This window comes from Prevotella sp. P5-64, from assembly GCF_002251285.1.
Lineage (GTDB): Bacteria > Bacteroidota > Bacteroidia > Bacteroidales > Bacteroidaceae > Prevotella.
Window position 1 is genome coordinate 75442 of the sequence record NZ_NPJK01000056.1, and the last position, 26712, is coordinate 102153.

17 protein-coding genes are annotated in these 26712 nt (G+C 57.4%); 11 read left to right on the forward strand and 6 right to left on the reverse strand.

The genetic code is table 11. From position 1 onward, the window contains the following. Positions 1-11 precede the first annotated feature (11 nt). The 5 genes from CIK87_RS10240 to CIK87_RS10260 all read left to right on the forward strand — a co-directional run bounded on the left by CIK87_RS10240 (position 12) and on the right by CIK87_RS10260 (position 8163). The gene (locus CIK87_RS10240; protein ID WP_094387084.1) at positions 12-2999 is read left to right on the forward strand and encodes a tetratricopeptide repeat protein; all 2988 of its coding nucleotides are present in this window, start codon (positions 12-14) and stop codon (positions 2997-2999) included. A 4-nt stretch (positions 3000-3003) separates the two neighbouring features. After that, entirely contained in the window at positions 3004-5103 is a 2100-nt protein-coding gene (locus CIK87_RS10245; protein ID WP_158216240.1) for a DUF4838 domain-containing protein, read from the forward strand. Beyond that, a complete protein-coding gene (locus CIK87_RS10250) occupies positions 5100-5681 on the forward strand; it encodes a DUF1573 domain-containing protein (RefSeq protein ID WP_254046547.1) in 582 nt (193 codons plus the stop codon). The genes CIK87_RS10245 and CIK87_RS10250 overlap by 4 nt, the downstream gene beginning before the upstream one ends. A gap of 70 nt (positions 5682-5751) precedes the next feature. Further along, complete coding sequence (locus CIK87_RS10255) at positions 5752-6891, forward strand: hypothetical protein (RefSeq protein ID WP_094466948.1); 1140 nt, start codon at positions 5752-5754, stop codon at positions 6889-6891. 132 nt (positions 6892-7023) lie between these two features. Further along, entirely contained in the window at positions 7024-8163 is a 1140-nt protein-coding gene (locus CIK87_RS10260; RefSeq protein WP_144008183.1) for a hypothetical protein, read from the forward strand. Between the two features lie 161 nt (positions 8164-8324). Here the strand turns inward: CIK87_RS10260 and CIK87_RS10265 are convergent, their stop codons facing one another. Next, the gene (locus tag CIK87_RS10265; protein WP_094387088.1) at positions 8325-9296 is read right to left on the reverse strand and encodes a transporter; all 972 of its coding nucleotides are present in this window, start codon (positions 9294-9296) and stop codon (positions 8325-8327) included. A gap of 206 nt (positions 9297-9502) precedes the next feature. Between CIK87_RS10265 and CIK87_RS10270 the strand changes: the two genes are divergently transcribed. Further along, positions 9503-11779: an alpha-L-rhamnosidase C-terminal domain-containing protein gene (locus tag CIK87_RS10270; protein WP_094387089.1), complete on the forward strand. Its 2277-nt coding sequence runs from the start codon at positions 9503-9505 to the stop codon at positions 11777-11779. A gap of 110 nt (positions 11780-11889) precedes the next feature. On the opposite strand, the gene CIK87_RS10275 is transcribed toward CIK87_RS10270, so the two are convergent. Both CIK87_RS10275 and CIK87_RS14555 read right to left on the reverse strand, forming a co-directional pair. After that, positions 11890-13254, reverse strand: coding sequence for a TrpB-like pyridoxal phosphate-dependent enzyme (locus tag CIK87_RS10275; RefSeq protein ID WP_094387090.1), 1365 nt, complete (start codon positions 13252-13254; stop codon positions 11890-11892). Between the two features lie 95 nt (positions 13255-13349). Then, positions 13350-13490: a hypothetical protein gene (locus tag CIK87_RS14555; RefSeq protein WP_216822758.1), complete on the reverse strand. Its 141-nt coding sequence runs from the start codon at positions 13488-13490 to the stop codon at positions 13350-13352. Between the two features lie 395 nt (positions 13491-13885). Here CIK87_RS14555 and CIK87_RS10285 point away from each other — a divergent pair, with 395 nt between their 5' ends. Together CIK87_RS10285 and CIK87_RS10290 are read left to right on the forward strand one after the other, a co-directional pair. Next, the gene (locus tag CIK87_RS10285) at positions 13886-16183 is read left to right on the forward strand and encodes a GH92 family glycosyl hydrolase (protein ID WP_094387092.1); all 2298 of its coding nucleotides are present in this window, start codon (positions 13886-13888) and stop codon (positions 16181-16183) included. A gap of 14 nt (positions 16184-16197) precedes the next feature. Then, entirely contained in the window at positions 16198-17373 is a 1176-nt protein-coding gene (locus CIK87_RS10290) for a metallophosphoesterase family protein (RefSeq protein ID WP_094387093.1), read from the forward strand. A gap of 103 nt (positions 17374-17476) precedes the next feature. Here CIK87_RS10290 and CIK87_RS10295 read toward each other — a convergent pair whose 3' ends face one another. The 3 genes from CIK87_RS10295 to dapF all read right to left on the reverse strand — a co-directional run bounded on the left by CIK87_RS10295 (position 17477) and on the right by dapF (position 21945). Then, positions 17477-19666 (reverse strand): glutamine synthetase III, encoded by a 2190-nt coding sequence (locus tag CIK87_RS10295; RefSeq protein WP_094387094.1) that lies wholly within the window; start codon positions 19664-19666, stop codon positions 17477-17479. 182 nt (positions 19667-19848) lie between these two features. Then, positions 19849-21081, reverse strand: a complete 1233-nt coding sequence (locus tag CIK87_RS10300; protein ID WP_094387095.1) for an LL-diaminopimelate aminotransferase — start codon at positions 21079-21081, stop codon at positions 19849-19851. Between the two features lie 27 nt (positions 21082-21108). Then, positions 21109-21945, reverse strand: a complete 837-nt coding sequence (gene dapF, locus CIK87_RS10305) for a diaminopimelate epimerase (RefSeq protein WP_094387096.1) — start codon at positions 21943-21945, stop codon at positions 21109-21111. A gap of 196 nt (positions 21946-22141) precedes the next feature. On the opposite strand from dapF, the gene CIK87_RS10310 reads away from it, so the two are divergent. From CIK87_RS10310 to CIK87_RS10320, 3 genes are all read left to right on the forward strand, one after another. Next, complete coding sequence (locus CIK87_RS10310) at positions 22142-22480, forward strand: hypothetical protein (RefSeq protein ID WP_144008184.1); 339 nt, start codon at positions 22142-22144, stop codon at positions 22478-22480. A gap of 867 nt (positions 22481-23347) precedes the next feature. After that, on the forward strand, positions 23348-25045 hold the full coding sequence (asnB, locus tag CIK87_RS10315; RefSeq protein WP_094387104.1) for an asparagine synthase B: 1698 nt from the start codon (positions 23348-23350) through the stop codon (positions 25043-25045). A 79-nt stretch (positions 25046-25124) separates the two neighbouring features. Continuing rightward, on the forward strand, positions 25125-26507 hold the full coding sequence (locus CIK87_RS10320; protein ID WP_094387098.1) for an ammonium transporter: 1383 nt from the start codon (positions 25125-25127) through the stop codon (positions 26505-26507). Positions 26508-26712 lie beyond the last annotated feature (205 nt).

Below are 26712 nucleotides of genomic sequence, written 5' to 3' on the forward strand. Positions count from 1 at the left end.
AAACCAAAGTCATGATGATGAAAATACATAAACCACAGATATGCGGCATGGCGCTGCCCCTGATGATGGCAGCCTCGGCACTCACGTTCACCCCTGCACAGGTGCAGGCACAGTCGATAGTGAAGACCAAGGACATCCATCTGCCCGACTACTACGACACCACGGTGCGCGCCGCCTTCAAGCGCGGCAACTGGGAGGGCGGCAAGCGTCTGCTCGACGAAGGTCTGAAGCGCTACCCCGACGTGTCGACGCTCAACGAGCTCGCCGGCCGCTACTACTACCACAAGAAGTCCTACGACGACGCCCGCTTCTATCTGGTGCGCGCCCTGCGTGACAACAACGCCAACGTCGAGGCCAAGCAGCTCATCATCAATGTCGAGGAAGAGACACGCAACTACTCGAGCGCCATCTGCTACGTCAACGAGCTGCTCGAGATACATCCCTACTGGAAAGGACTCTGGCGCCGCAAAATCAACCTCTACCGCAAGCAGAAGAACGATGTGGAGGCCGACCGTCTGCTGGAGCGCCTCTGCCATATCTACCCCAACGACGCACAGCTGAAGAAAGACCTGAACTATCGCCTCGAACAGCGCGCCATCGCCGACCGCAAGGCGGGCGACAAGAACGGCGCCATAGAGTCGCTGCAGCAACTGGTCAACAACGACCCCAAGAAGGAAGAGCACTATCTGATGCTCTGCAACCTGCTCCTGCAGCAGGGTCGCCGCAGCGAAGCCATCGACGTGGCCGACCGCGGCGTGAGCAATCTGCCCGGCAGTTACCGCCTCATCATCAAGAAGGCTGGCATCCTGGCCGAAGACAACCGCTATGGCGAGGCGATGGCGTTTGTGGAACGCTGCATGAAGCACAACCACAGCGGACAGCTCAGCAGCTTCTACGGACAGCTCCAGGCTGATGCCGCCCGCGCTGCCGCCAAGGGCGATCCCTATATCCTCTATGGCAAGGTCTATGAGCGCACCAAGAGCCAGGAGTCGCTCGACTATCTGCTCAATACCGCCATCACCCGCGGCTACTACGACGACGCCCTCACCTATATCGCCGCCGAGCGCAAGCGCAAGGGCGACACCGAAGACCTGCTCTACAAGGCATACATCGTAAACCGCCGTATGGGCAACGCCCAGGCTGCATCGAGCCTGCTCAGTCGCCTCTACCAGCGCAACCCCGCCAACAAGGACGTGGCTGACGAGCTGGCGCGCGAGCGCCTCACCCGTGCCATGGAGATGATGAACAATGGCGATTACGGCGAAGCCCTCCCCCTGCTCGAGTTTGCCGCAGAGCACTCTACCGACAAGGAGGTGCGCGAGGCTGCCTTCAACCGCATGGTGACCTGCAACGTAGAGCTGCGCCGCTATACTGCCGCCGAGCGTGCGCTCGCCGACTATCAGGCGCAGTTCCCCGATGCGCCCAGCACCATACTCAAGCACGCCGACATCCTCAGCCGCAGCGGACGCACCGAGGCGGCTCTCGAACTGCTTGCCAAGGAATGCGAAGAGGAAGACGACGCCCTCACCCGCGCCCAGTATGTCAACGCCTACGAGGAAGCTGCCGTGCCCCACATCAAGCGCCTCATCCGGCTGGGCGCCTATGGCAAAGCCTATACGCAGAGCCTGCGCCTGCTCGAGATATGCCCCCTCTCTGAAGACGGTCTGCAATATGCCGTCAACACTTCTGCCCAGCTCAAGCGCTGGAAGGAGCACCGCCGCTGGGTGGCTCTGGGCCGCGAGCGCTATCCCAATGACAACTTCTATGTGGTCAAGCAGGCTGCGCTCTACACCACCGACCGCAAGTACTCCAACTCTCAGGACATCCTGCTGCCCAAGGTGGCAGAGTATATGGGCGACTCGCTGCTGATACGCGCCAACAGTACCAACAGCAGCGACTGGGCCATGGCGCTCCTGGACCGTCACCAGAACGACTCGGCTATGGCCGTCATCAACAAGGCGATAGAGTATGACAGCGAAAACCGTCTGCTACTCTACACCAAGGGTCTCATCTTCGAGGCTAAGCATGAGTATGACTCTGCTTATGTCTACCAGAAATACTACCGTCCGGGCTACGGCGAGGAGGCTTCGTTCCGGCGCCATCTCGACGGACTCGTGGCACGCGGCTACCGCAATGGACTCAACTTTGAATACCTGCAAGGACGCTATGGAGAAGAAGATGTAATCACGGCTGTGGCTTCGATAGAGTATACACGCAAGCTGGACGATACCGACGCCGTCGGCGTGCGCTTCAACTACGCCGGCCGCGAGGGTGCCGCCAAGGACACCAAGAGCGACGACCAGCAGCCCGGAGGTACGGGCATCCAGCTGGTGGGCGAATGGACACACCAGTTTGACGACCTGTGGTCGGGAACGGCTACGGTGGGCTTGGCCAACAAGTACTTCCCCCAACTCATGGCTAACGCCCGTCTCACCCGCAACTTCACCCATGACTGGGAAGGCGAGGTGCATGCCGGTTTCCGCCGCATCAACTCCTACGAGAAACGGTTCAGATGGCAGGCTACGGGCGAGGACTCGCCGGCATGGGTCTTCGACCACTGGGACGACACCCACAATCTGCTGCTCAACCTGGGCATCGGCGCCAGCAAGACCATCGACCTCTTCTGGCTCAACGGTCGTCTGGACCTCTACAACATGAAGAGTAAGATGTATGCCAACCTGATGCTGCAAGGCAAGTACTTCATGCTCAACGACGGCAAGTCGTGCATACAGGCACTGGCGAGCATCGGCTCGGCGCCCGAAGCGTCGATGATAGACAACGCGATGCCTGGCACCTTCAGCAGACTCAACACCCAGGTGGGCCTGGGCGGTCAGTACCGCATACACCGCAATGTAACGCTGGGCGTGCTGGGCACCTGGCTCACCTACTACACCCAGACCAACACCCGCACGGGTACCGAAGAGAGCCCCATCGACGGCGTCAATACAAGATACAAAAACCTGTTCAACATAGATGTACAAGTTCTCATCAGCTTCTAAGACAATGGCCACAGCAGTGTGCGCGCTGATGCTCGCCCTGCCTATCACCCTGCTGGCTGCATGCTCGGGCACAGAGCTCAAGCCCTTCAGCCAGTACAGCGAGTATGCCGTCAAGGCTGCCGACGACGGCGACCCTGGCGACGCCAAATGGGCTGCCTATCTGAAGAGTCACTTCCAGAAACGGGCTACCGACCGCGACTGCATCATCGCCGGAAAAGCGCAGGACGACAGTCAGCTGCAGCTGGTGGTCGACCTCGACGGCAGCATGGACAGTGACTACGAGGTGGCTGTGGCTCCGCACGAAATCAGACTCAAGGCGCGCTCTACCGAAGCGATGCTCTGGCTGCAATACCAGTTCATGAGCTCGGCGTCGGCTGATGACGGCCGCTTCCTCTCTGCCGACCTGCCTCCCGCTGTGGTCGACTGCAAGAGCGACACTAAAGGCAGCTTCGCCTTCGAGCATCGCAGCATCTATACTCCCACCAATACCAATGCCGACATGATGCCCATACTGGGTGTGGGCAATGTAGACTTCGACTGGGGACTGTGGGGACACAATCTGCGCAAGGTATTTACCGACGGTATACCGGCTGAAGCGACGGCTATGGTCAATGGCAAGCGGGACGCGGGGCAGTTCTGCTTCTCGTCGGAGGCACTCTACCATGCCTATGAGCAGTTTGTGGTAGACCAGTATGGCGACGGCAGCGACGGGGTGACCACCCGCTTTGCCGTGGTGCCCAACGACAATCGGCTGGTGTGCCAATGCGCCGCATGCAAGGCAAAAGGAAACACACCGCAGTCGGCTACGCCGGCGGTGACAGCCCTCATCGAGCGGCTGGCGCGCCGCTTCCCGCACCAGATGTTCTTCACCTCGGCCTACTCGACCACCCGCACGGCTCCCACACACCGTCTGCCCGACAACGTGGGCGTGATGGTGAGCGCCATCGACATGCCTATGGCGCCGGAAGCATCACAGGCCAAGGGCCACGAGGGTCTCGAGGCGCAGATCAAGGCTTGGCAGCAGTGCTGCGGCAGAGTCTATGTGTGGGACTACATGCGCAACTTCGACGACTACCTCACCCCCTACCCCTGTCTACACCACATGCAGAGCAGACTGCGCTTCTACCGCGACCTGGGTGTCAAGGGCGTGTTCCTCAACGGCAGCGGATACGACTATGCGCCGTTCGACGATGTGCAGACCTATGTGCTGGCACAGCTGCTTATCAATCCCGATGTCGACATCGAGGCTTGCGCCAGCCGCTACTTCGCCTCGGCTTATCCCAAGACGGGTCAGTTGCTCGGCGACTACTATCGCAAGATAGAGCAACAGGCTCAGCGCGCCACTCTACCCTTCTACGGCGGCATCGACGAGGCGCTCGACACTTGGCTCAACGCCCAGCAGTTTGGCGAGTTCTTCTCCACGATGGACCGGGCTTCCAAGCAAGCCGACGAGGCTGAACGCAGCAAGCTCAACCGTCTGCTTACGGCGCTTGCCTTCACCCGTCTGGAGATTATGCGCAGTCAGCAGCAGGCGCCAAGCCATCAGCAGATAGATGCGATGACCTCGCTGCTGGCGCATCATACTGCTTTCGAAGACATGGCTAACTACCGTGAGAGCGACGGCGACCTCGACGCTTACCTCAAGCAATGGAAGGAGAGCTATCCTTGGCTCGACACCGCCGGCAATCTGCTCCGCGGCGTCACTATGGATGCCGAGCCCAAGGCCGATGCCCATCTCCTCACCGACGGCAAGCAGGGATTTGCCACAGACTATCATCTGTGTTGGCTGATTTCATCGGCACCGGTACAGCGGTTCTCGGTATCATCGGGTCTGCCATCAGCAGCCGTTTTCCATGTATCGCTGCTTCACGCACCACAATGGCACATCTTCGCGCCGTCATCGATAGAGGTCGTGCAGGGCGGAGCGGTGAAAGGCAAGGCCATCATAACCTCACCAACCGACAGCCGCCGCGTCAGGGTGAGCATCAGCGCTACGGGCTTGCAGCCTGGAGTCAAGACCGAGGTCATCATCACGCAGACCGCTGCAGCGGAAGGGCGCAAGACGATGGCTCTCGACGAAATAGAAATAACCAACAGACAATGATGCATATACATTATTATATATATAAGGCGTCACGAGTACTCCTGCCTCTGGTCATAATAGGCATGGCAGCAGTGATGGAGACCGCATGCACAAAGCGCGTGCGGCCCACCTACATCACCGTGTCCGACTCCATACGCCACTACTATCCCGTGGTGTCTGGCGAGGTGCTCGACCTCACCTACGTGGTACGCAACGAGGGCGACGACCCGTTCCTGATTGACGATATCCAGCCCTCGTGTGGTTGCATTGACGCTCCCAAGGACATCGACGCCATTCCGCCTCATGACTCCATCACCCTCAAGTTCTCCTTCGACACCACCAAGAACATCGGCTACGTCCGCCATTGCATCAGGCTCTTTGGCAACGTGCTCCCCCGCGGCATGGCTGTACTCACCTTTGATGTCAACGTGGTACCGCCTTCCTTTGACCAACCCGACTACGAGGAAGTTCATTCGCAGCGCCGTGCCAACAATGTCGAGGAACTTGTAGATGGCAAAGCCTCGGAGAAAGGATATTATACCACTCCCGACGCCTCGCGCGACAGCCGTCAGCACGTGAGGTATCCGTGGCGCGACTGACCCCAACAAGAGAATAATCATCAAAAATATAACAAACAAACATTTACAAACATTTCAAATCATTACAATTATGAAGAAAGTATTATTCATGATTTTCGCCGCAATGACCGTGATGGCATGCAGCGATGACTCCACTCCAGGAGTAGAGCCAGGAGGCGGCAGCCAAGCTAAGACTGAGCCAGCTACCGAAGTGTACATCCAGGGCAGCAAGGTGGCTGCCACCCGCGTAGCTGAGGTCCCGACCAACCGAGCATACTTCTTTATCCGCGTAGACAACCGTATCCCCGGCATCGGTAACTTCGACTCCAAAGAGTACTTCCCCCAGACCGAGACAGGTAAGAGCGTCATGGTCGCTGCCAACGAGGGTACCGTCGACGTGTACTACCCCAGCTGGAATAACAGCAGCTTGAACCCCTGGTATGTCTTCGACACCAAGGGCGTGGCTACGCTGAAGGCCATTGACAAGATGCCCACTGTAGAGGACCTCATCAAAGCCGACAAGAGCAAGGGCAAGATTAACTTCAAAGGCGTTGACCTCAAGAAGCTCCACGTGCTGTGGTATATTGTCAAGTACCAGAACGTAGACTACCTGTGGCACGTCGACGGAGTGCTCACCGACCAGGACGTCAAGGACGTGACCGACATACCCGGTATCGGTGAGGACATCAAGAATGAGAACAAGGACCTCGAGGACAAGAGAGACGAGAGCACCGTGCTCCCTACGGGCAACGGCAATGTGGAGGTAGACATACACCAGCAGGCCCACAAGGACTGGAGTGAAATCAAGACCTCTATCCATGTCCGCGACGAAGCCGCCAAGAAGGTTATCGTCGAGATCCCTCTCGCCAAGGAGAACGTGGCTGAGCAGGACGACTTCGCCATCCGCACCTGGGACCTGAAGATTGACGCCAAAGTCTATATCAATGGCAACGAGTACGAGTTTGGTACCACAAATCCTGTGAAGGTAACCATTGAGCATCAGGCTACCAAGGTGGTCATTACTGCAGACTGCACAGCCGCTACAGAGTACATCCAGATGCTGCGCAAGGAGTATGGCGACGGCGTGACCGTTGAGGTTCACACCTACGGCAAGGGACTCACCGACGCCCAGCTATGGGAGAAACTCAAGAAGGCCACCGTGCGCGTCGAGCCCAGCGGCTACAAGTTCTTGAAGTACAACGGCGCCACCAGCGCCTACTTCAGCAAGTAGCCGCCAGCCGTCTATACCATCCGAGACGCGATCAAAGACAAACAAATAACTGCCGTTGGCGCCTGCCTGTGTGAGCAGGCAGACGCCGACGACATCTTGATAACCATTACTAACTATTCAAAATCAACTAATATGAAAAAAGTATTGTTTATGGCTATCGCTGCAATCGCCATGATTTCCTGCAGCGACGACTCCACTTCCGGCCAGGGAACAGGAGGCCAGGGCAGTCAGACCAAGACCGAACCCTCTACCCAAGTGTACATCCAGGGCAACAAGACCGCTGCCACCCGTGCTGCGGCTGCCAAGGTGAACAAGAAGGGTGCCTATTTCTTCATCCGTTTAGACAACCGCATCGCCGGCGCCGAGGACTGCAAGTCGGGCGACTATTTCCCCCAGGACGTATTCGGCAACACTGTCTGGTTGCCATACAACAAGGGATATATAGACGCCGACTACGCCTACTATTCCAGAAATGACGACTACGACAAATACGTCTACGACAGCAAGGGAAAGGCCACCCTCGACGCTATAGTCGAACAACCGCAGCTCAAGAGCATCATCAAGGCCAACCTGAACCCCAAACTGAAGCTCAAGGACATAGATATCGAAGACCTCTACGTCATCTGGTACATGGTGAAGAAGCAGAAAGATAGCTGGCACGTGGACGGTGTGCTGACCAAGAAGACCAACAAGGACCTCTCGGCTATCCCCGGCGTGGGCGGCGACATCAAGGAGGAGAACAAGGACCTCACCGACAAGAAGGATGACAACACCGTGCCCGCCACCGGCGACGGCAACGTGGAGGTAGACATCCACCAGCAAGCCCACAAGGACTGGAGCGAAATCAAGACCTCTATCCATGTGCGCGACGAGGCTGCCAAGAAGGTTGTCGTCGAGATTCCTCTCGCCAAGGAGAACGTGGCAGAGCAGGACGACTTCGCCATCCGCACCTGGGATCTGAAGATTGACACCAAGGTCTATATCAAGGGTACCGAGTATGAGTTTGGCACTACCAATCCTGTACAGGTCATCGTAGAGCATCAGGCCGACAAGGTAGTCATCACCGCCGATTGTACCGCCGCCACAGAGTACATCCAGGCGCTGCGCAAGGAGTATGGCGACGGCGTGACCATCGAGGTACACACCTACGGCAAGGGACTCACCGACGCCCAGGTATGGGAGAAGGTCAAGAAGTCGACCGTGCGCGTCGAACCCGCCGGCTACAAGCATCTCAAGTACAACGGCGCCACCAGCGCCTACTTCGGCAAGTAGACCCACGGCTGATACAAGCAGCTCTACGGCTCAGACTATCAGCCCTATACCTTATATAATAAGTAGGGCGCTGCCATCCCTGATGGATGACAGCGCCCTCTCTCTATCCGCAATGCCCACATCCGGCTTTGCGGATATTGTTTTGATACCGGCTGCGGGCGTCAGGTGTGCAGTTCGTGCCCCAGCCTGCGCCGGCAGAGCCATATCTCTACCGAGTTGATGATGTTCTGCCACAGGATATAACAGCCGGGACCTATCGACGACAGCGGGTTGAGGTAGGTATAGGCTATCCAGATGGCAAAGGCGGTGTTCTTCTGGCCCAGAGCCTGCCCCGACTCAGTGGTGGCACCAAAGTAGTGACCTATAAATCTGCCCACGGCAAACTGGATGACACAGAGGACAAGCCCCAGCAGCGCGATGATGAGCAGGAAGGTCAGCGAGGTGTCAGCGTGTGCGATGTTCTTGGCCGTGGTGCCCGAGACGATGAGCAGCGAGCCACCCCACATGTAGTACGACAGGTCGTTGATGCTCACCACCCACCGGTGCAGCCGCTTCATGCCATGCTTCACGATATACGCCAACAACATGGGCAGCACCAGCACCATGCACACCTCGTGCAGGATGGTCAGAAAGGCGGTGAGAAAACTCACATTGGCAGCCTTGTCGATCAGCGGGAAACATACCGGGATGAGCAGCGCCGTGATGAAGTTGGAGATGAAGGTATAGGTGGTCATCTGCTCCAGTTTGCCGCCCAACTTGGCCGTCACCACCGGCGCGGCAGCAGCCACGGGGGCTATGATGCAGGTGATGATGGCCTCGACGATGATCAGACTGTTGTCTTTGAGCCTGTATTCCACCACCAGCAGCGTAAGCAGCGCCACAAAGAGCACCTGAACCACGCCCACCCACAACATCCACCTCACGGGTATCAGTCGGCGGAAGTCTACCTTGCAGAAGGTGACAAAGAGTATCAAGAACATAAACAGTGGTAGGATGCGATCGCAAATGGGACCACACACCCGCGCCGCGCCGTTGAGGGCTGGCACCAGGGCAAAGACCAGATATATCGCGATGCCCGAGGCGATGGACACAGGCAGTGTCCAGTTGCGCAGAAACCGTAACAGAGACTTCATATCAGCTATCTTCAGAATTCATAATCATCTATCGCTGACAAAAGTACGCTTTTTCGCGCTAACAGAGGCAGCCACACCACTTTTTCTGTCATTCCGACGCCCGTCAGACGCTTTTTTCCCTGTGATAGAGCAAAAAGAGCGGCTTTTCCTTTTACCACTACCCGTTTTTTTGTATATTTGTAGCATAATACCAACAAACAATAGATATGCGAAACCTTATCATCTCTTTACTCTTAAGTCTCTGTGCCTCCACGGCATGGGGAGCCAAGGCGTCGTGGATAACGGCTGCCGATGACAGTGTCAACCGCCCCAATACATGGATAGCCTTCCAGAAGGATGTGGTGATGAAGACCAAGCCGCGGAGCCTGAAAGCACGCATAGCCTGCGACTCCAAGTACTGGCTGTGGGTCAACGGCAACCTCGTGGTCTTCGAAGGCTCGCTCAAGCGTGGTCCCGCTCCCGGCGAGGGCTACTACGACGAGATCGACTTGGGCCGCCACCTCCAGCGAGGTCACAACCGCGTGGCTGTCCTTGTATGTTACTTCGGCCGCTCGGGCTTTTCCCATGAGGACAGCGGCAAGTCAGGCCTCTACATCGACTCCGATAATGCCGAGCTGTGTACCAACGCCAGCTGGATGAGCCGCATCCATCCCGCCTATGACACAGCCACAGGCGAGATGCCCAACTTCCGACTCTCCGAGAGCAACATCAGCTACGACGCACGCCATGCCATCGACGGATGGCAGACTGCCGACGTCTCTGCCAAGTACGGCTTCACGCCCTCGGTCGAGATTGGAGCCTGGGGCGACCGCCCATGGGGCAAGATGACACGCCGTCCGATACCCATGTTCAAGGACTTCGGCGTCAAGGCTGCCCGCTTCGAGCTCCACGAGGGTGCCCGTCGCGACACCGTCATCGCCTTCCTCCCCGGCAACCTGCAGGTGACACCCGTGATAGACCTCACCGCCACCCAGGGCGGCGACACCATAGACATCTGGACCAACCACTCCCACATGGCGGGCGCCTGGAATGTCAGAGCACAGTACGTGACGCGACAGGGACAGCAGCAGTACGAGTCGCTGGGATGGATGAACGGCGAGAAGATTATCCTCTATCTCCCCAAGGGCATCAAGGTCAACGGCGTAAGCTACCGCCAGACGGGTTATGATACCGAGGTGGTGGGTACTTTCCACTCTGACAACGATTTCTATAACCGCTTCTGGCAGAAAGCCCTCAATACGCTCTATGTCAATATGCGCGACACCTATTTTGACTGTCCCGAGCGCGAGCGCGCACAGTGGTGGGGCGACGAGGTGATACTTACCAGCCAGGCTTTCTACACGCTGTCGCTCTCGTCGATAGACCTGATGCGCAAGGGCATGCTCGAACTGGCTGCCTGGCAGACCGATGAGGGAATACTCCACGCCCCTGTGCCCGGTACCTACAAGAGTGAGCTGCCTGGACAGATGCTGGCAGCCGTAGGACTCTATGGTTTCTGGAATTACTATATGAATACGGGCGATTCTGCCACCATCCGCAAGGTCTATCCTGCCGTGCGCCGATACCTTGAGCGCTTCCCGCTCGACTCCACCGGGCTTACAGCTGCCTACAAGGCCACTTGGCTGTGGGGCGACTGGGGCGACAACCGCGACATCAGGCTCATCTTCGCCGGCTGGCATTACATGGCACTCGACGCGATGGCACGTATGGCCGACATGATGGGTCTCGACGCCGACGCAGCCCAGTATCGCGCCACTATGGAGCAGATCAAGAAGGGTTACAACCACTGTTGGAACGGCTACAGCTACCGCCATCCCCAGTATATGGGCGCTACCGATGACCGCGTACAGGCTCTTGCCGTCATCTCGGGCATCGCCGACGAGTCCAAGTATGGCGAGATATTCAATGTACTCAAGACGCAGGAATACGCCAGCCCCTATATGGAACGCTATGTCATGGAGGCCCTCTTCCAGATGGGCCAGGGCGACTACGCCATGCGCCGCCTGAAGAAGCGCATCGCCCCCATGGTCAACGACAAGGACTACCCCACGCTGTGGGAGTTCTGGGATGCCCGCAAGAGGGGCTTCCGCGGCGGCTCGTCCAACCACGCCTGGAGCGGTGGCGGTCTCATCGTGATAGCCCAGAAGCTCATGGGCGCCGAGACCATCGACCCCTGCTGGCGACGCTTCAAGATAGACCCGCAGTATGTCACCTTCGGCGAGGCGAGCCTCTCCTTCCCCACCCTGAGCGGCACCGTCTCTACCGCTTTCAAGCGCGACAAAACCCAGCTCACCATGTCGGTGGGCGTGCCTGCCAAGACCGAGGCGCTGGTCTACATTCCCTCGACCGCCACTGACCGCATCACCATCGACGGCCGCGCTCTGCGCACCGACCGCATCGTGACCGACGCCCAGTGGGCCAAGGCGGGCAAGACTGCCGTCTGGCTGCGTGCCGGCAACCACGAGATACGCGTAGCCAAGTAACCCGCTGATACCAGCCGGCATCACCGCCGGCATAGATACGACAAGGCCGAAGCCCGAGACCCACTGTGTCTCCTGCTTCGGCCTTTTCATTTCTATGCTTGTCGTGTTGACTACATGATTTTGGGCACCTGGGCGAGATACTGCTGCAGTTCCTCGTCAGAGAGCGAGTAGTTCATCAGGTCGCCGTTGAGATAGCTGTCGTACGAGGGCATGTCGATGAGTCCGTGACCACTCAGGTTGAAGAGTATGGTCTTCTGCTCGCCAGCCTCGCGACACTTGAGGGCCTCGCGCACGGTGGCGGCAATGGCATGACAGCTCTCGGGCGCGGGCACGATGCCCTCGGTGCGCGAGAAGAGGATGCCCGCCTGGAAACTCTCCAGCTGCGGGATGTCTACACCGTGCATATAGCCGTCCTTGATGAGCTGCGACACGATCATTCCGGCTCCATGGTAGCGCAGACCGCCCGCATGGATGTTGGCGGGCTTGAAGTCGTGGCCCAGGGTGAACATGGGCAGCAGCGGAGTATATCCCGCCTCGTCGCCGAAGTCGTATTCAAACTTGCCCCTGGTCAGCTTGGGACAGCTCGATGGCTCGGCGGCGATAAACTCGGTCTTCTTGCCGTCGAGGATGGTATGGCGCATGAAGGGGAAAGCCAGTCCGCCGAAGTTGCTGCCTCCTCCGAAGCAGGCTATCACCATGTCGGGATATTCCTCGGCCATCTCCATCTGCTTTTCTGCCTCAAGTCCTATCACTGTCTGGTGCAGTGAGACGTGGTTGAGTACCGAACCGAGCGTGTACTTGCATCCCGGAGTCTGCATGGCCAGCTCTACAGCCTCGGAGATGGCAGAGCCGAGCGAACCGGGATTGAGGGGATCGCGGGTGATGATGTCCTTGCCGGCGCGGGTCGACATCGATGGCGAGCCCTCGACGGTGGCTCCGAAGGTGCGCATCAGTATCGAGCGGTAGGGCTTCTGCTTCATGGTAATCTTGACCTGGTAGACAGCAGCCTCGAGACCAAATATCTTGGCGGCATAGGACAGCGCGGCGCCCCACTGGCCCGCTCCGGTCTCGGTGGTGACGTTGGTTACGCCCTCTCGCTTGCAATAATAGCACTGTGCGAGTGCCGAATTGATTTTGTGTGAGCCCAGTGGCGACGCACTTTCATTCTTGAAATAGATGTGAGCAGGCGTGTCGAGCGCCTTTTCCAGGGCATACGCGCGCACCAGAGGTGTCGAACGATAGTAGGCATAGAGGTCTCTCACCTCGTCGGGGATGTCTATCCACGCGTGCTCGGTATCGAGCTCCTGGCGCGAACACTCTTCGCTGAATATATGAGCCAGGTCTTCAGGACCTATGGGCTGGTGGGTCTGTGGGTTGAGCGGCGGCAGCGGCTTGGTGGGCATGTCGGCCTGGATGTTGTACCACTGCCGGGGAATCTGGTCTTCCTCGAGCAGAAATCTCTTTTGTTTTTTCATGTCTTGTCGTGTTAAGTGATTTGATTTCCATTTACAAAAGTAGTATTTTCCACGCAAACCACATTACGTTTTGCCGGTTTTTTACACACCGCGGGCTACATTTTGCCATCCCCCACCATCGATACGGCATACGTAGTTGCCTCAGCCACTCTCCCCACCATCGCTGTCGGGACAGAGGGAGCAGGCGCCACGCCGCCGAGGGCGCCAATCATGCCCGAGATGACATCAAGAGTCATTTCGTGGTGCGAAACGACTATTGCACGCCGCGATACAATTAAGGCAAAGCCCGAAATGACTATATCTCACCGCCGAAACAACTTTTCGGCCATCGCGACGCAGATTGCGAGGGTGGCGGCGAGGGTAGCGAGGAATGGGGTGCGGATAGCAAAGGACGGGGCGACAGCAACGGGGGATGCGATAGCGGCGGCAATGGTAGAAATGGGGATGAAGATGGCTTCCATAACATGCGCACGCATACATATTTTTAACAAATATGATGCGATTTGTTTTGCAAAATGATTGGTTATGCGTAACTTTGTAGATGATTTTTCCGACAGCGCCAGCTGCCGGACCTCATCAGCATAAGGTGAAGACAACAATAACAAGAAACAATACAAACAAGCCAAACAAAATGAACAAGCTAAGAACCCTTTGCACAGTAGTGCTGTCGGCAGGTATGGCCATGATGGCCTACGCCGGGAGCAAGACCGAACCCGTAGATTATGTAAGCACGCTGGTAGGCACGGCATCGTCCTACGAGATATCTACCGGCAACACCTATCCCGCGATAGCCATGCCTTGGGGCATGAACTTCTGGGTGCCTCAGACCGGAAAGAACGGCGACGGCTGGACCTACACCTACTCAGCCAACAAAATCCGTGGCTTCAAGCAGACCCACCAGCCCAGTCCGTGGATCAATGACTACGGCATGTTCTCGCTGATGCCCGTCACCGGACGCGCGATCTTCGACGAGGAGCAGCGCGCCAGCTGGTTCTCCCACAAGGCCGAGAAGGCACTGCCCTACTACTATCGCGCCTATCTGGCCGACTACGACGTGGTGACAGAGATTGCACCCACCGAGCGTGCCGCCAGCTTCCGCTTCACATTCCCCGAGACCGACTCTGCCTTCGTGGTGGTCGACGCCTACCACAACGGCTCTTACGTGAAGATACTCCCCCAGGAGCGCAAGATAGTGGGCTATACCACCTTCAACCACGGCGGTGTGCCCGAGGGCTTCCGCAACTACTTTGTCATCACCTTTGACAAGGACTTCACCTATACCGCCACCGTAGACAAGGGCGTAATCAGCCGCGGCATCGCCGAGACTGCCAACGACCATGCCGGAGCCATCATAGGCTTCAAGACCCGCAAGGGAGAGGTGGTCAACGCCCGCGTGGCATCATCATTCATCAGCGCCGAGCAGGCTGAAGTCAACCTCGGAGAGATTGGCAACCGCTCGTTCGACGATGTGTGCAAGGCCGGACGCCAGCGCTGGAACGAGGTGCTGGGTCGCGTCGAGGTCAAAGACCAGAGTCTGGACCACCTGCGCACCTTCTACAGCTGTCTGTACCGCTCGGTGCTCTTCCCCCGCGCCTTCTGGGAGGTGGTAGACGGCCAGCCCATGCACTACAGCCCCTACAACGGCAAGGTAGAGAAGGGCTATATGTACACCGACACCGGCTTCTGGGACACCTTCCGTTCGCTCTTCCCGCTGCTCAATCTGCTCTACCCCTCAGAGAACGCCAAGATGCAGGAAGGTCTCGCCAATGCTTACCGCGAGAGCGGCTTCCTGCCCGAATGGGCGTCGCCCGGCCACCGCGGCTGTATGGTGGGCAACAATTCGGCATCGGTAGTGGCCGACGCCATCATCAAGGGAGTGCGCACTGCCGACGCCGAGACGCTGTGGCAGGCTGTGGTACACGGTACCCAGGCAGTTCACCCAGAGATAAGCTCTACCGGCCGTCTCGGATACGAATACTACAACAAGCTGGGCTATGTGCCCTACGATGTAAACATCAAGGAGAATGTGGCCCGTACCCTGGAGTATGCCTACGACGACTGGTGTATCTACCAGATGGGCAAGGCACTGGGCAAGAAGGACAAGGAGCTGCGCCCATTCAAGCTGCGCGCCATGAACTACCGCAAGGTATTCGACCCCGAGACCCGTCTGATGCGCGGCAAGTTGAAGAACGGCGAGTTCCAGGCACCCTTCAACCCGCTCAAGTGGGGTGACGCCTTCACCGAAGGCAACAGCTGGCACTACACCTGGAGCGTCTTCCACGACCCGCAAGGACTTATCGACCTGATGGGTGGCAACGCCACGTTCAACCAGATGATGGACTCGGTGTTCACCGTACCTCCCGTCTTCGACGACAGCTACTACGGCTTTGTCATCCACGAGATACGCGAGATGCAGGTGATGAATATGGGCAACTACGCCCACGGCAACCAGCCCATCCAGCACATGATCTATCTCTACAACTACTCGGGCCAACCCTGGAAGGCTCAGCAGCGCGTGCGCGAGGTGATGGACCGCTTCTATACGCCTAACCCCGACGGCTACTGTGGCGACGAGGACAACGGACAGACCTCGGCATGGTACGTATTCTCTGCTCTGGGCTTCTATCCCGTATGTCCTGCCAGCGACCAGTACGTGCTGGGTACGCCCTACTTCGACAGCGTGACGCTCAATCTGGAGAACGGACGCAAGGTGACCATCAACGCCCATGGCAACGGTGCCGACGCTCCCTACATCAGCAGCATGCGTATCAACGGCAGCGACTACACCCGCAACTACATAGACCACGCCACACTCATGGGCGGCGCCAACATCGACTTCAGCCTCAGCCAGAAGCCCAACTTCCAGCGCGGCACCAGTGCCGACGACGCCCCCTACTCGTTCAGCCGTGAACTGAAGAACAAGAAGTAACAACTATATCAATCATGAGAAAAACTATCAAAACACTGATGATGCTGGCAGCACTCACCCTGCTGCCGGCTCAGACATTCGCCATCACGATTCTGCACGGGCCTTACTTGCAGAGCGTAGGCGAAACCGAGGCCACCATCGTATGGACCACCGACAGCATGTCGGTAGCTTGGGTAGAACTGCTGCCCAACGACGGCATAGAGTTCTATGCCCAGGCGCGTCCCCGGTATTATGACACCCACATCGGCATCAAGCGCACCGACCGCATCCATGCCGTCACCCTCAAGGGACTCAAACCCGGCACCACCTATCGTTACCGCATCTATGCACAGGAGGTGTTGAGCCATCAGGCCAACAGGGTCATCTACGGCAACGTGGCAGCCACGGTGGTCTACAAGAAGGCTCCGCTGGCGTTTACCACACTCGATGAGCGCAAGGCGAGCACCTCCTTTGTCGTGGTCAACGACATCCACGGCAAGAGCGACGTGATGGCGCGTCTGCTCGGCAATGCCGGCTACAAGGACAAGGACCTCGTCTTCTTCAACGGCGACATGCTGTCAATCCTCGACAAGGAAGAGAAGATCTGGAACGGATTTATGGACGAAGCCGTCAAACTCTTCGCCTCGGAGAAGCCTCTCTACTATGTACGCGGCAACCACGAGACCCGCGGACAGATAGCCGACCGCTTCCAGCGCTATGTGCGCCCCAACGACGACAAACTCTACTTCGCCTTCCGTCAGGGTCCCGTGTACTTCATCTGCCTCGACACCGGCGAGGACAAACCCGACAACGACATCGAGTATGCCGGCATCACCGACTATGACAACTACCGGAACGAACAGGTGGAATGGCTGCGCCAGGTCATCGCTTCAGACGAATACAAGCGTGCCCCCTTCCATGTAGTGCTGGGCCACATCCCTCCCCGTTATGACAAGGAAGCCTGGCATGGCGATATTGAGGTCAGGGAGAAGTTTATCCCCGTGCTCAACGAAGCCAACGTCGATCTGATGCTCTGCGGCCACCTCCACGAGTTTGCCTACACCGAGCCCAATGCCCGTCTGAAGTTCCCCATACTGACCAACAGCAATGTAGCCATAGTCTCGGTCAAAGCCGAAGGCAACAAGCTCGACGTCAAAGTGATAGAGGAAGACGGCAAGACCTCATTCCACAAGACCTACATGCAGCGATAGGCTGACAGCGTCAATAAACAAAGCGGACCAAGATGGTTATCCAACCTGTCTTGGTCCGCTTTTTTGTTATAAAGACTTGGGGCGCTGTGGCCCCAAGCGTCTGTTATCTCAGAAAGAGCATCTCGCGATACTTGGGCAGTGTCCAGAGTTCGTCGCTTACCACCAGCTCGAGCTTGTCTATCTGGTAGCGTATCTCCTCCATCTTGGGCGCCACGGTGTCGTGGTATGCCACAGCCTTGGAGCGCTCGTCCTCTATCTTGTTGGCCACCTTGCGGGCGTCTACGAGTTCCTCCACGCCGGTCTCTATGGCCTGGGTGCGCTCGGCTATCTCCTTGATGAGTTTCTTGTTGCGCGCGGTGAGTGCGTCGGCCTCCTCCTTGGAGAACACCTCATACATATTGGTCACATTCTTGAGCAGCTGGCTCTGGTAGTGGGTGGCCACGGGGATGATGTGGTTCATGGTGAGGTCGCCCATGACGCGGGCCTCTATCTGTATCTTCTTGGTGTAGGTCTCCCATTTCACCTCGTTGCGGGCTTCAAGCTCGGCGCGCTTCATCACGTTGAGACTCTCAAACATCTTCACGCTCGACTCGTCAAGATAGCGGTCGAAGATGACTGGACATGATGTCTCGCAGTCGAGACCACGACGCTTGGCTTCCTCAACCCACTCGTCGGAGTAGCCGTTGCCATCGAAGTGGATGGGCTGGCAGGTCTTGAGGTCTTCGCGAACCACGTCGATGATGGCGCTTATCTTGTCCTCGCCCTTGGTGATGAGTGCGTCTACGCGGCTCTTGAAGTCGTTGAGCGCCTCAGCCACTGCGGCATTGAGGGCAATCATTGCCGAAGCGCAGTTGGCCTCTGAACCTACCGCGCGGAACTCGAAGCGGTTGCCGGTGAAGGCGAAGGGAGAGGTGCGGTTGCGGTCGGTGTTGTCGATGAGCAGCTCGGGGATGCCGGGGATATCGAGGTTCATGCCCTGCTTGCCCTTCATCGAGAAGAGGTCGTCCTTGTCGGCTTTGACGATATGGTCGAGCAGGTCGGTGAGCTGTCGACCCAGGAAGCTGGAGATGATGGCGGGTGGCGCCTCATTGGCTCCGAGTCGGTGGGCATTGGTGGCGCTCATGATAGAGGCTTTGAGCAGTCCGTTGTGACGGTACACGCCCATGAGGGTCTCGACGATGAATACCACGAAGCGCAGATTGTCCTCGGGAGTCTTGCCCGGAGCGTGGAGCAGCACGCCCGTGTCGGTCGAGAGGCTCCAGTTGTTGTGCTTACCCGAACCATTGATGCCGGCAAAGGGCTTCTCGTGGAGCAGCACACGGAACCCGTGGCGGCGCGCCACCTTCTTCATGACCGACATGATAAGCATATTGTGGTCTACAGCCAAGTTGCACTCCTCGAAGATGGGCGCCAGCTCAAACTGGTTGGGCGCAACCTCGTTGTGACGGGTCTTGCAGGGGATGCCAAGGGCAAGAGCCTCGATTTCCAGGTCCTTCATAAAGGCCTGAACGCGCTCAGGGATGGTACCGAAGTAGTGGTCGTCCATCTGCTGGTTCTTAGCAGAGTCGTGACCCATAAGGGTACGGCCGGTAAGCATCAGGTCGGGACGCGCGAAGTAGAGTCCTTCGTCTACGAGGAAGTATTCCTGCTCCCAACCCAGGTTGGCCTGCACCTTCTTGACACCGGGGTAGAAGTACTGTGCCACTCCGGTGGCAGCCTCTCCTACTGCGCGCAACGTGCGGAGCAACGGCGCCTTGTAGTCGAGCGACTCGCCGGTATAGGAGATGAAGATGGTGGGTATACAGAGGGTGTCGTCGATGATGAACACGGGCGATGTGGGGTCCCAAGCCGAATAGCCGCGTGCCTCAAACGTGTTGCGTATTCCTCCTGATGGGAAACTTGAGGCGTCGGGTTCCTGCTGGACGAGTAACTTGCCTGAAAACTCTTCTATCATACCTCCCTTGCCGTCGTGTTCGACAAAGGCATCGTGCTTTTCGGCCGTTCCCTCGGTCAGGGGCTGGAACCAGTGAGTGTAGTGGGTCACGCCGTTCTCCTCGGCCCATTGCTTCATGCCCGCAGCCACAGCGTCGGCTATGGAGCGGTCGAGCTGGGCGCCGTTGTCCATCACATCTACCAGCTTGCGATATACATCGGCGGGCAGGTACTTGAACATCTTGGCACGGTTGAACACCAGCTTTCCGAAATACTCGGACGGACGGTCCTTGGGAGTGGCCACCTCGACGGGTTTCTTGTGGAAAGCCTCTTCTACAGCATCAAATCTCAAATTTGCCATAATCTTCGTGAATTGTAAATATGTTGATAACTTGAATATTCTTTGTTTCAGCGCTGCCGGCGATGGCTCCGTCGCATGCCGACATGGAGGGCCTCACCGTTACGGTGTGCAAAGTTACTGAAAATCTTGCCTATTCCTTTACTGTTTGTCACTTTTTTTTACGATTTTCATCCTCTCTGCCGTCATCCCATCCATTGGCGCAGTCGCTGCATGGCTTCTTCGCAACTGTCGCGGTCGCCAAAGGCGGTGAGACGGAAGTAGCCCTCGCCGCTGGGACCAAAGCCCACGCCGGGGGTGCAGACTACCGAGGCGCCGTAGAGCATCTGCTCGAAGAAGCGCCAGCTCTCCTGACCCTCGGGAGTGCGCACCCAGAGATAGGGAGCGTTCTCGCCGCCATAGACGCTGAAGCCCATGGCGCGCAGGGCGTCGGTCATGAGTCGGGCGTTGCCCATATAGTAGTCGATGGTGGCTCGGGTCTGTGCCTTGCCGTCGGGGGTGTAGATAGCTTCGGCTGCGCGCTGTGAGATGTAGCTGGCGCCGTTGAACTTGGTACACTGGCGGCGCTCCCATAGATGGTTGAGCTCCACCTGCTGGCGTCCGTCGGTGGTCACAGCTTTCAGGTCGCGCGGGATGACGGTGTATCCGCAGCGTACACCGGTAAAGCCTGCCGTCTTGGAGTAGCTATGGAACTCTATGGCACACTTGCGTGCGCCCCGTATCTCGTATATCGAGTGGGGAATGGACTTGTCCTGGATGTAGGCTTCATAGGCAGCGTCGTAGAAGATGATGGCGTCGTTGGCGAGGGCGTAGTTGACCCATTTCTTCAGTTCTGCCTTAGACAGTACGGTACCCGTGGGGTTGTTGGGATAGCACAGGTATATCATATCGACACGGTGTTCGGGCAGCGCGGGCACGAAATCGTTCTCGGCAGTACAGGGCAGATAGGTCACGTTGCTCCAGCGGCCGTTGGCGAAGGTTCCGGCGCGGCCTATCATGGCATTGGAGTCGATATAGACAGGATAGACGGGGTCGGTGACAGCCACCGAGTTGTCCCAACGCACTATCTCCTGGATGTTACCCGTATCACTCTTAGCGCCGTCGTTGATGAAAATCTCCGAGGGGTCAAGGTGTATGCCGCGAGGGGCGAAGTCGTTCTTCAGGATGGCTTCGCGCAGAAAGTCGTAGCCATGCTCGGGGCCATAGCCGTGGAACGACTGCTTGACAGCCAGGTCGTCTACGGCACGGTGCATGGCTTCAATCACCGCTGGACACAGGGGCTGGGTGACATCGCCTATTCCCAAACTGATGACGTGGGCATTGGGATGGGACACGCGGTAGGCGTTGACCTTCTTGGCCACATCGGCGAAGAGGTAATTGTCCGAGAGTTTCAGGAAGTGTTCGTTTACTAAAGCCATATTCTTCTTGATGTTGTTAAAGTGGAATTACAGGGTTATCTCGCCGTCGTAGACAAACTCGGCAGGGCCCGAGAGCATCACGTGGTCGTCCTCGGCCCATCTCACGTGGAGCCTGCCGCCGTCCATCACCACATCGCTCTCGCGTGAGGTCAGCCCCACGTGGGCGGCAGCCACGGCGGTGGCGCAGGCTCCGGTTCCGCAAGCCATGGTGATGCCCGACCCGCGCTCCCAGACACGGGTGCGCAGTTCGTCGGTGCCCGTCAGCTGGGCAAACTCTATATTGCAGCGCTCGGGGAAGGCTGGCAGATGCTCGCCCATAGCCCCCACGCGCGCCACATCGATGGCGGCGATGTCGTCGACGAAGACCACACAGTGGGGATTGCCCATCGACACAAACAAAGGATGCCCATACTCTCGCAGGGCATCAAGACCCACCTGCTCGTCATACTGACTGGCTTGGTGGAAAGCGGGTTGGAGCATATCGACGGTGACGCCGGTGACCGTAAGCCGGTCGGGCGAGAGGGTCAGCGAGAGTGTTTTCACCCCCGAGAGGGTCTCAAGTTTTATCTCGCTGCTATCCGTAAGATGTCGTTCATAGAGATATTTGCCGATACATCGGCTTGCGTTGCCGCACATCTTGGCTTCGGAGCCGTCGGCATTGAAGATACGCATCGAGAAGTCGGCTCCGCTCAGTATCGAGGGCTTCCCGATAAGCACCAGACCATCGCTCCCGATGCCTGTGTGGCGGTTGCTCCACTTCACCGACGCCGTCTGCGGGTCGGAAATGGGGTAGCGGGTGGTGTCGACATAGATGTAGTCGTTGCCGGCACCGTCCATCTTGGTAAAGTGTATCCTGTTGTGCATCGTTTCTCTCAATCTTACGATTGCAAAAGTACATAGTTTGTCACAAACCATGCCCTAAAATATTGTTTTTTTATCTTTTATTTATGAGAAAGTTACGATTTGCAACGCCGAGATGCCGTTTTCGTATAAAAATGTAAGCACGAAAGTCGCCAAGACTTACACTTTTGTCACAGAGGTCATCAAAAATTCCGTGGAGATGGCCTCCAGCAGCGTGGAGATTGCCAGGAGCATTGCAGAGGTCATCTCCATGCGCGCATCTGCTATCCCCACGTGGATGAAGAGAATACAAAAAACCTTGGCGTCTTCTGACGGCTCCGCCTTGGTGGCAATGACAGCAATGGCAGCCGGAAAACAAGTTTTCCTTCGTGCCATCACCGTCATCACCACCGTCATGCGCGGCATGACGTCAGAAAATACCAAGGAGCAAAAAGCCGCCGTTGGCGGTAAAAAAAGCCCGGCTCGCGCCGGAACAAAAGAGATAGTCAATAGGATAGCCGTAAGCAGCGGCAACTCTGTAGGAGTTGCGCTTACATAGCCCAGGGTTGCGGGCGAAGACCGCTACCCTGGGTAGGTTTACCGTTTTTATGGCAACTCTGTAGGAGTTGCGATTAGCCGAAGGCGTTATACTCAGTCAAATAATATTCCCCAATACATTTCAGTCCATTGTCCTGCTGCGGGTAACGCCTTCGGCTAAGCGCAACACTTTACCTTTCCGCGCCGCATAGCGCCGCGCCGGTGACCTTCGGTTCAGCGTTGCTCCACCTTTTATATATAGCACCCAGGGTAGAGGCGCTGCGCACCTCAACCCTGGGCTGGGGAAACGCAACTCCTACAGAGTTGCCGGGGGTGCGTACCTTACACAATGGACTAACTATACATGGTCGTTGGGTGCGTACCTTCCACAATGGGCTAACTATATATGGCCGTTGGGTGCGTACCTTCCACATTGGGCTAACCATACATGGTCGGTGGGAGCAGACCTTCCACATTGGGCTAACTATACATGGTCGGTGGGAGCAAGCCTTCCACATTGGGCTATATTATCCTCACGCCTATTGCATTGTATTCGGGACTGGAGAGGAAGACCTGGGCAAACCTCCTTATACTTTCCCCATCCATCGGGACGATGGTAACAATCTGTAACCAAATCACGGTGATTATGTGAGAAAGTGTAAGGTTTATGGAGTTTATATCTTACACTTTGCAGATTATTGCGATTTTATTAAATCATATTGCTCTATTTCTGGCGGTTATCATGACAAAAGTGATTACTTTTGCAGGGGTAAACTTACTTATTTCCGGCTTTTCGCCCGTTATGGATGCTACACTACAGGATGACAGCATCAGACGACGACACACCGGCTATCGTCCAGAGACAGCCAACCTTATAAATATATATAATATGTGTGGAATTGTAGCCATTTTCAACATTAGCGGCCCTATGGGCCAGCTCCGTGACAAAGCACTGCGTATGAGTCAGAAGATAAGACACCGTGGCCCCGACTGGAGCGGTATCTATACAGGTCACACCGCCATCCTCGCCCATGAACGCCTGTCTATCGTCGACCCCCAATCCGGTCGCCAACCTCTGTTCAGCTGCGACCGCAAGCAGATACTCGCCGTCAATGGTGAGATATACAACCACCAGGACCTACGCGCCCAGTATGCCAACTCCTACACCTTCGCCACAGGTAGCGACTGCGAGTCTATCCTCCCCCTCTACCGCGACCTCTTTGCCGACGGCCGCGACCCCAGCAATAAAGACATCGTTGCCATGCTCGAGCGTCTCTCGGGCATCTTCGCCTTTGCCCTCTACGACGAACAGCGCGAAGAGTTTCTCATCGCCCGCGACCCTATCGGCGTGATACCTCTTTATATAGGTTATGACGGCGAGGGTCGTGTCTACGTGGCCAGCGAGCTCAAGGCCCTCGAGGGTCAGTGTGACCATTACGAGCCTTTTCTCCCAGGCCACTACTACTGGAGCCGTAACCTTGGCATGAAGCGCTATTACCGTAGAGACTGGATGCAGTATGACAACGTAAACGACAACGATGCCAGCGCCGACGTCGTGCGCCAGTCGCTGATGGGCGCGGTGCGCCGCCAGCTCATGAGCGATGTGCCCTACGGCGTGCTGCTCAGCGGCGGACTGGACAGTTCCATCGTCTCGGCCGTAGCCTCACAGTATGCCGAGCGCCGCATCGAAGACGGCGGACGGCAGAGAGCCTGGTGGCCCCGGCTGCACTCCTTCGCCGTAGGACTCAAAGGGGCGCCCGACCTGGTCAAGGCCCGCATGATGGCCGACCATATCGGCACCGTGCACCATGAGGTCAACTACACCATACAGGAAGGACTTGACGCCCTGCGCGACGTGATTTACTTCATCGAGACCTACGATGTCACCACCGTGCGTGCCTCGACGCCCATGTATCTGCTCGCCCGCGTCATCAGGTCGATGGGTATCAAGATGGTGCTCTCGGGCGAGGGCGCCGACGAAATCTTCGGCGGCTACCTCTATTTCCACAAGGCTCCCTCTGCCCGCGCCTTCCATCAGGAGACGGTGCGCAAGCTGTCCAAGCTCTACCTCTACGACTGTCTGCGTGCCAACAAGAGTCTGGCGGCATGGGGCGTGGAGGGACGCGTGCCCTTCCTCGACCGCGAGTTTCTCGATGTGGCGATGCGCCTCAACCCCGCTGCCAAGATGTGTCCCGGCGACAAGATAGAGAAATACATTCTGCGCGAGGCCTTTGCCGACATGCTGCCCCACGAGGTGGCGTGGCGGCAGAAGGAGCAGTTCAGCGACGGCGTGGGCTATTCGTGGATAGACACCCTCAAGCAGATTACTGCCGAGGCGGTGAGCGACGACGAGATGGCACATGCCCACGAGCGTTTCCCTATACATACGCCGCAGAACAAGGAGGAATACTTCTACCGCAGCATCTTCGAGGAACATTTCCCGAGCGACAGCGCGGCTCTGAGTGTGCCCAGCGTGCCCAGCGTGGCTTGCTCCACCCCCGAAGCGCTGGCTTGGGATGCCACTTTCAGCGGCAAGAACGACCCCAGCGGCCGTGCCGTCCACGACGTTCATGCCCAGGCTTATTGACACTGCCGTCCCGAAGACGGGGCTCAGCCCGTCACCGACAGACTTCACATAAATAATCATCCTATAAAGAGAAAAGAAAATGAAAGTACACAAGAAATGGATTATCCTCATGGCGGGCATGACGGTCATAGCCTTCGCCGGACTGTTTGCCACCGAACCCTCGTTCGTCTGCGACTTCAACAAAATCAATGGCGCCGATGTGGCATGGCTCATCACCGCCACCATCTTCGTGCTGATGATGACGCCAGGTCTGTCGTTCTTCTACGGCGGCATGGTGGGAGCCAAGAATGTCATCTCTACCATGCTGCAGAGCTTCATCGCCATGGGCCTGGTGAGCGTGCTATGGGTGGTCTTCGGCTTCAGCCTGGCGTTTGGCGACGACATCGGCGGAGTGCTGGGCGACCCCACCACCTTTCTGATGTTCCAGCACGTGGGTGCCGACACCTACATCACGCCTACGGGAAGGCTGCTGGGCGGCGCCACAATACCCCTCGCCCTCTACGCGCTGTTCCAGATGAAGTTTGCCATCATCACCCCATCGCTTATCACGGGTTCGTTTGCCGAGCGTGTGCGCTTCTCGGCCTACCTGTTCTTCATGATGTGGTTTATGGTGTTCATCTACTGTCCGTTGGCCCACATGACGTGGCACCCCGACGGCCTCTTCCTCAAATGGGGCGTCGTCGACTTTGCCGGAGGTATCGTGGTCCACGCCTCATCGGGAGTGGCAGCCCTCGCGGGAGCCATCTTCCTGGGCAGAAGGGCTGCCCAGACGCGCCAATCGCAGCCTGCCAACATCCCCTTTGTACTGTTGGGAGCAGCCATGCTGTGGCTGGGATGGTTCGGCTTCAATGCAGGCAGTTCGCTGCATGCCGACGGCCAGGCAGTCAAGGCGTTTCTCAATACCAATACAGCCTCGGCTACAGCGATGATGACCTGGATATTCTTTGACTGTCTGCGTGGGCGTAAGCCTTCGGCCATGGGCGCCGCCGTGGGTTGCGTGGTAGGTCTGGTGGCCATCACCCCGTCGGCAGGCTACGTCACCGTAGGACAGAGCATCTTCATCGCCTTTGTCATCACACTGATATGCAATATCGCTGTCTACTGGCGCAGCCACAGCCGCATCGACGATGCCCTCGACGTATTCCCTACCCACGGCACGGGCGGTATCTTCGGCACAGTGCTCACTGGCATCTTCATCCAGGAAGGCCTCATCTCGGGCACGTGGGCTGGCGTGGTGGTCTTCCTTTACCATCTGCTTGCCGTAGCCATCGTCATCGTCTATACGTTTGCCATGAGTTATCTGGGCTATTGGCTTATCGACAAGGTCATCCCCATGCGCGTGAGTGCGCAGAGCGAGCGCGTGGGCCTCGACTTCTCGCAGCACGAGGAACACTATGGTCTGTCGCATATCGGTGAGCGCGAGATAGCCGAATACGAGGACTATCTGCGACAGAAGGAATAGCGATGCGACAGGATTGATAATCTCAATCACAACATCTATAACCTCAACCGGGGATGCCAACCGTGACGGTCGGCTCTCTGGTTTTTTGTGGGAATAAGCCCCTCCCCAGCCCTCCGAAAGCCCCTCCCCAACCCTCCCCAAGGGGCGGGGGCTCTTTCCTGCTGTGTCTAAGGCATTTGCGAGGAGCTCCCGCCCCTTGGGGAGG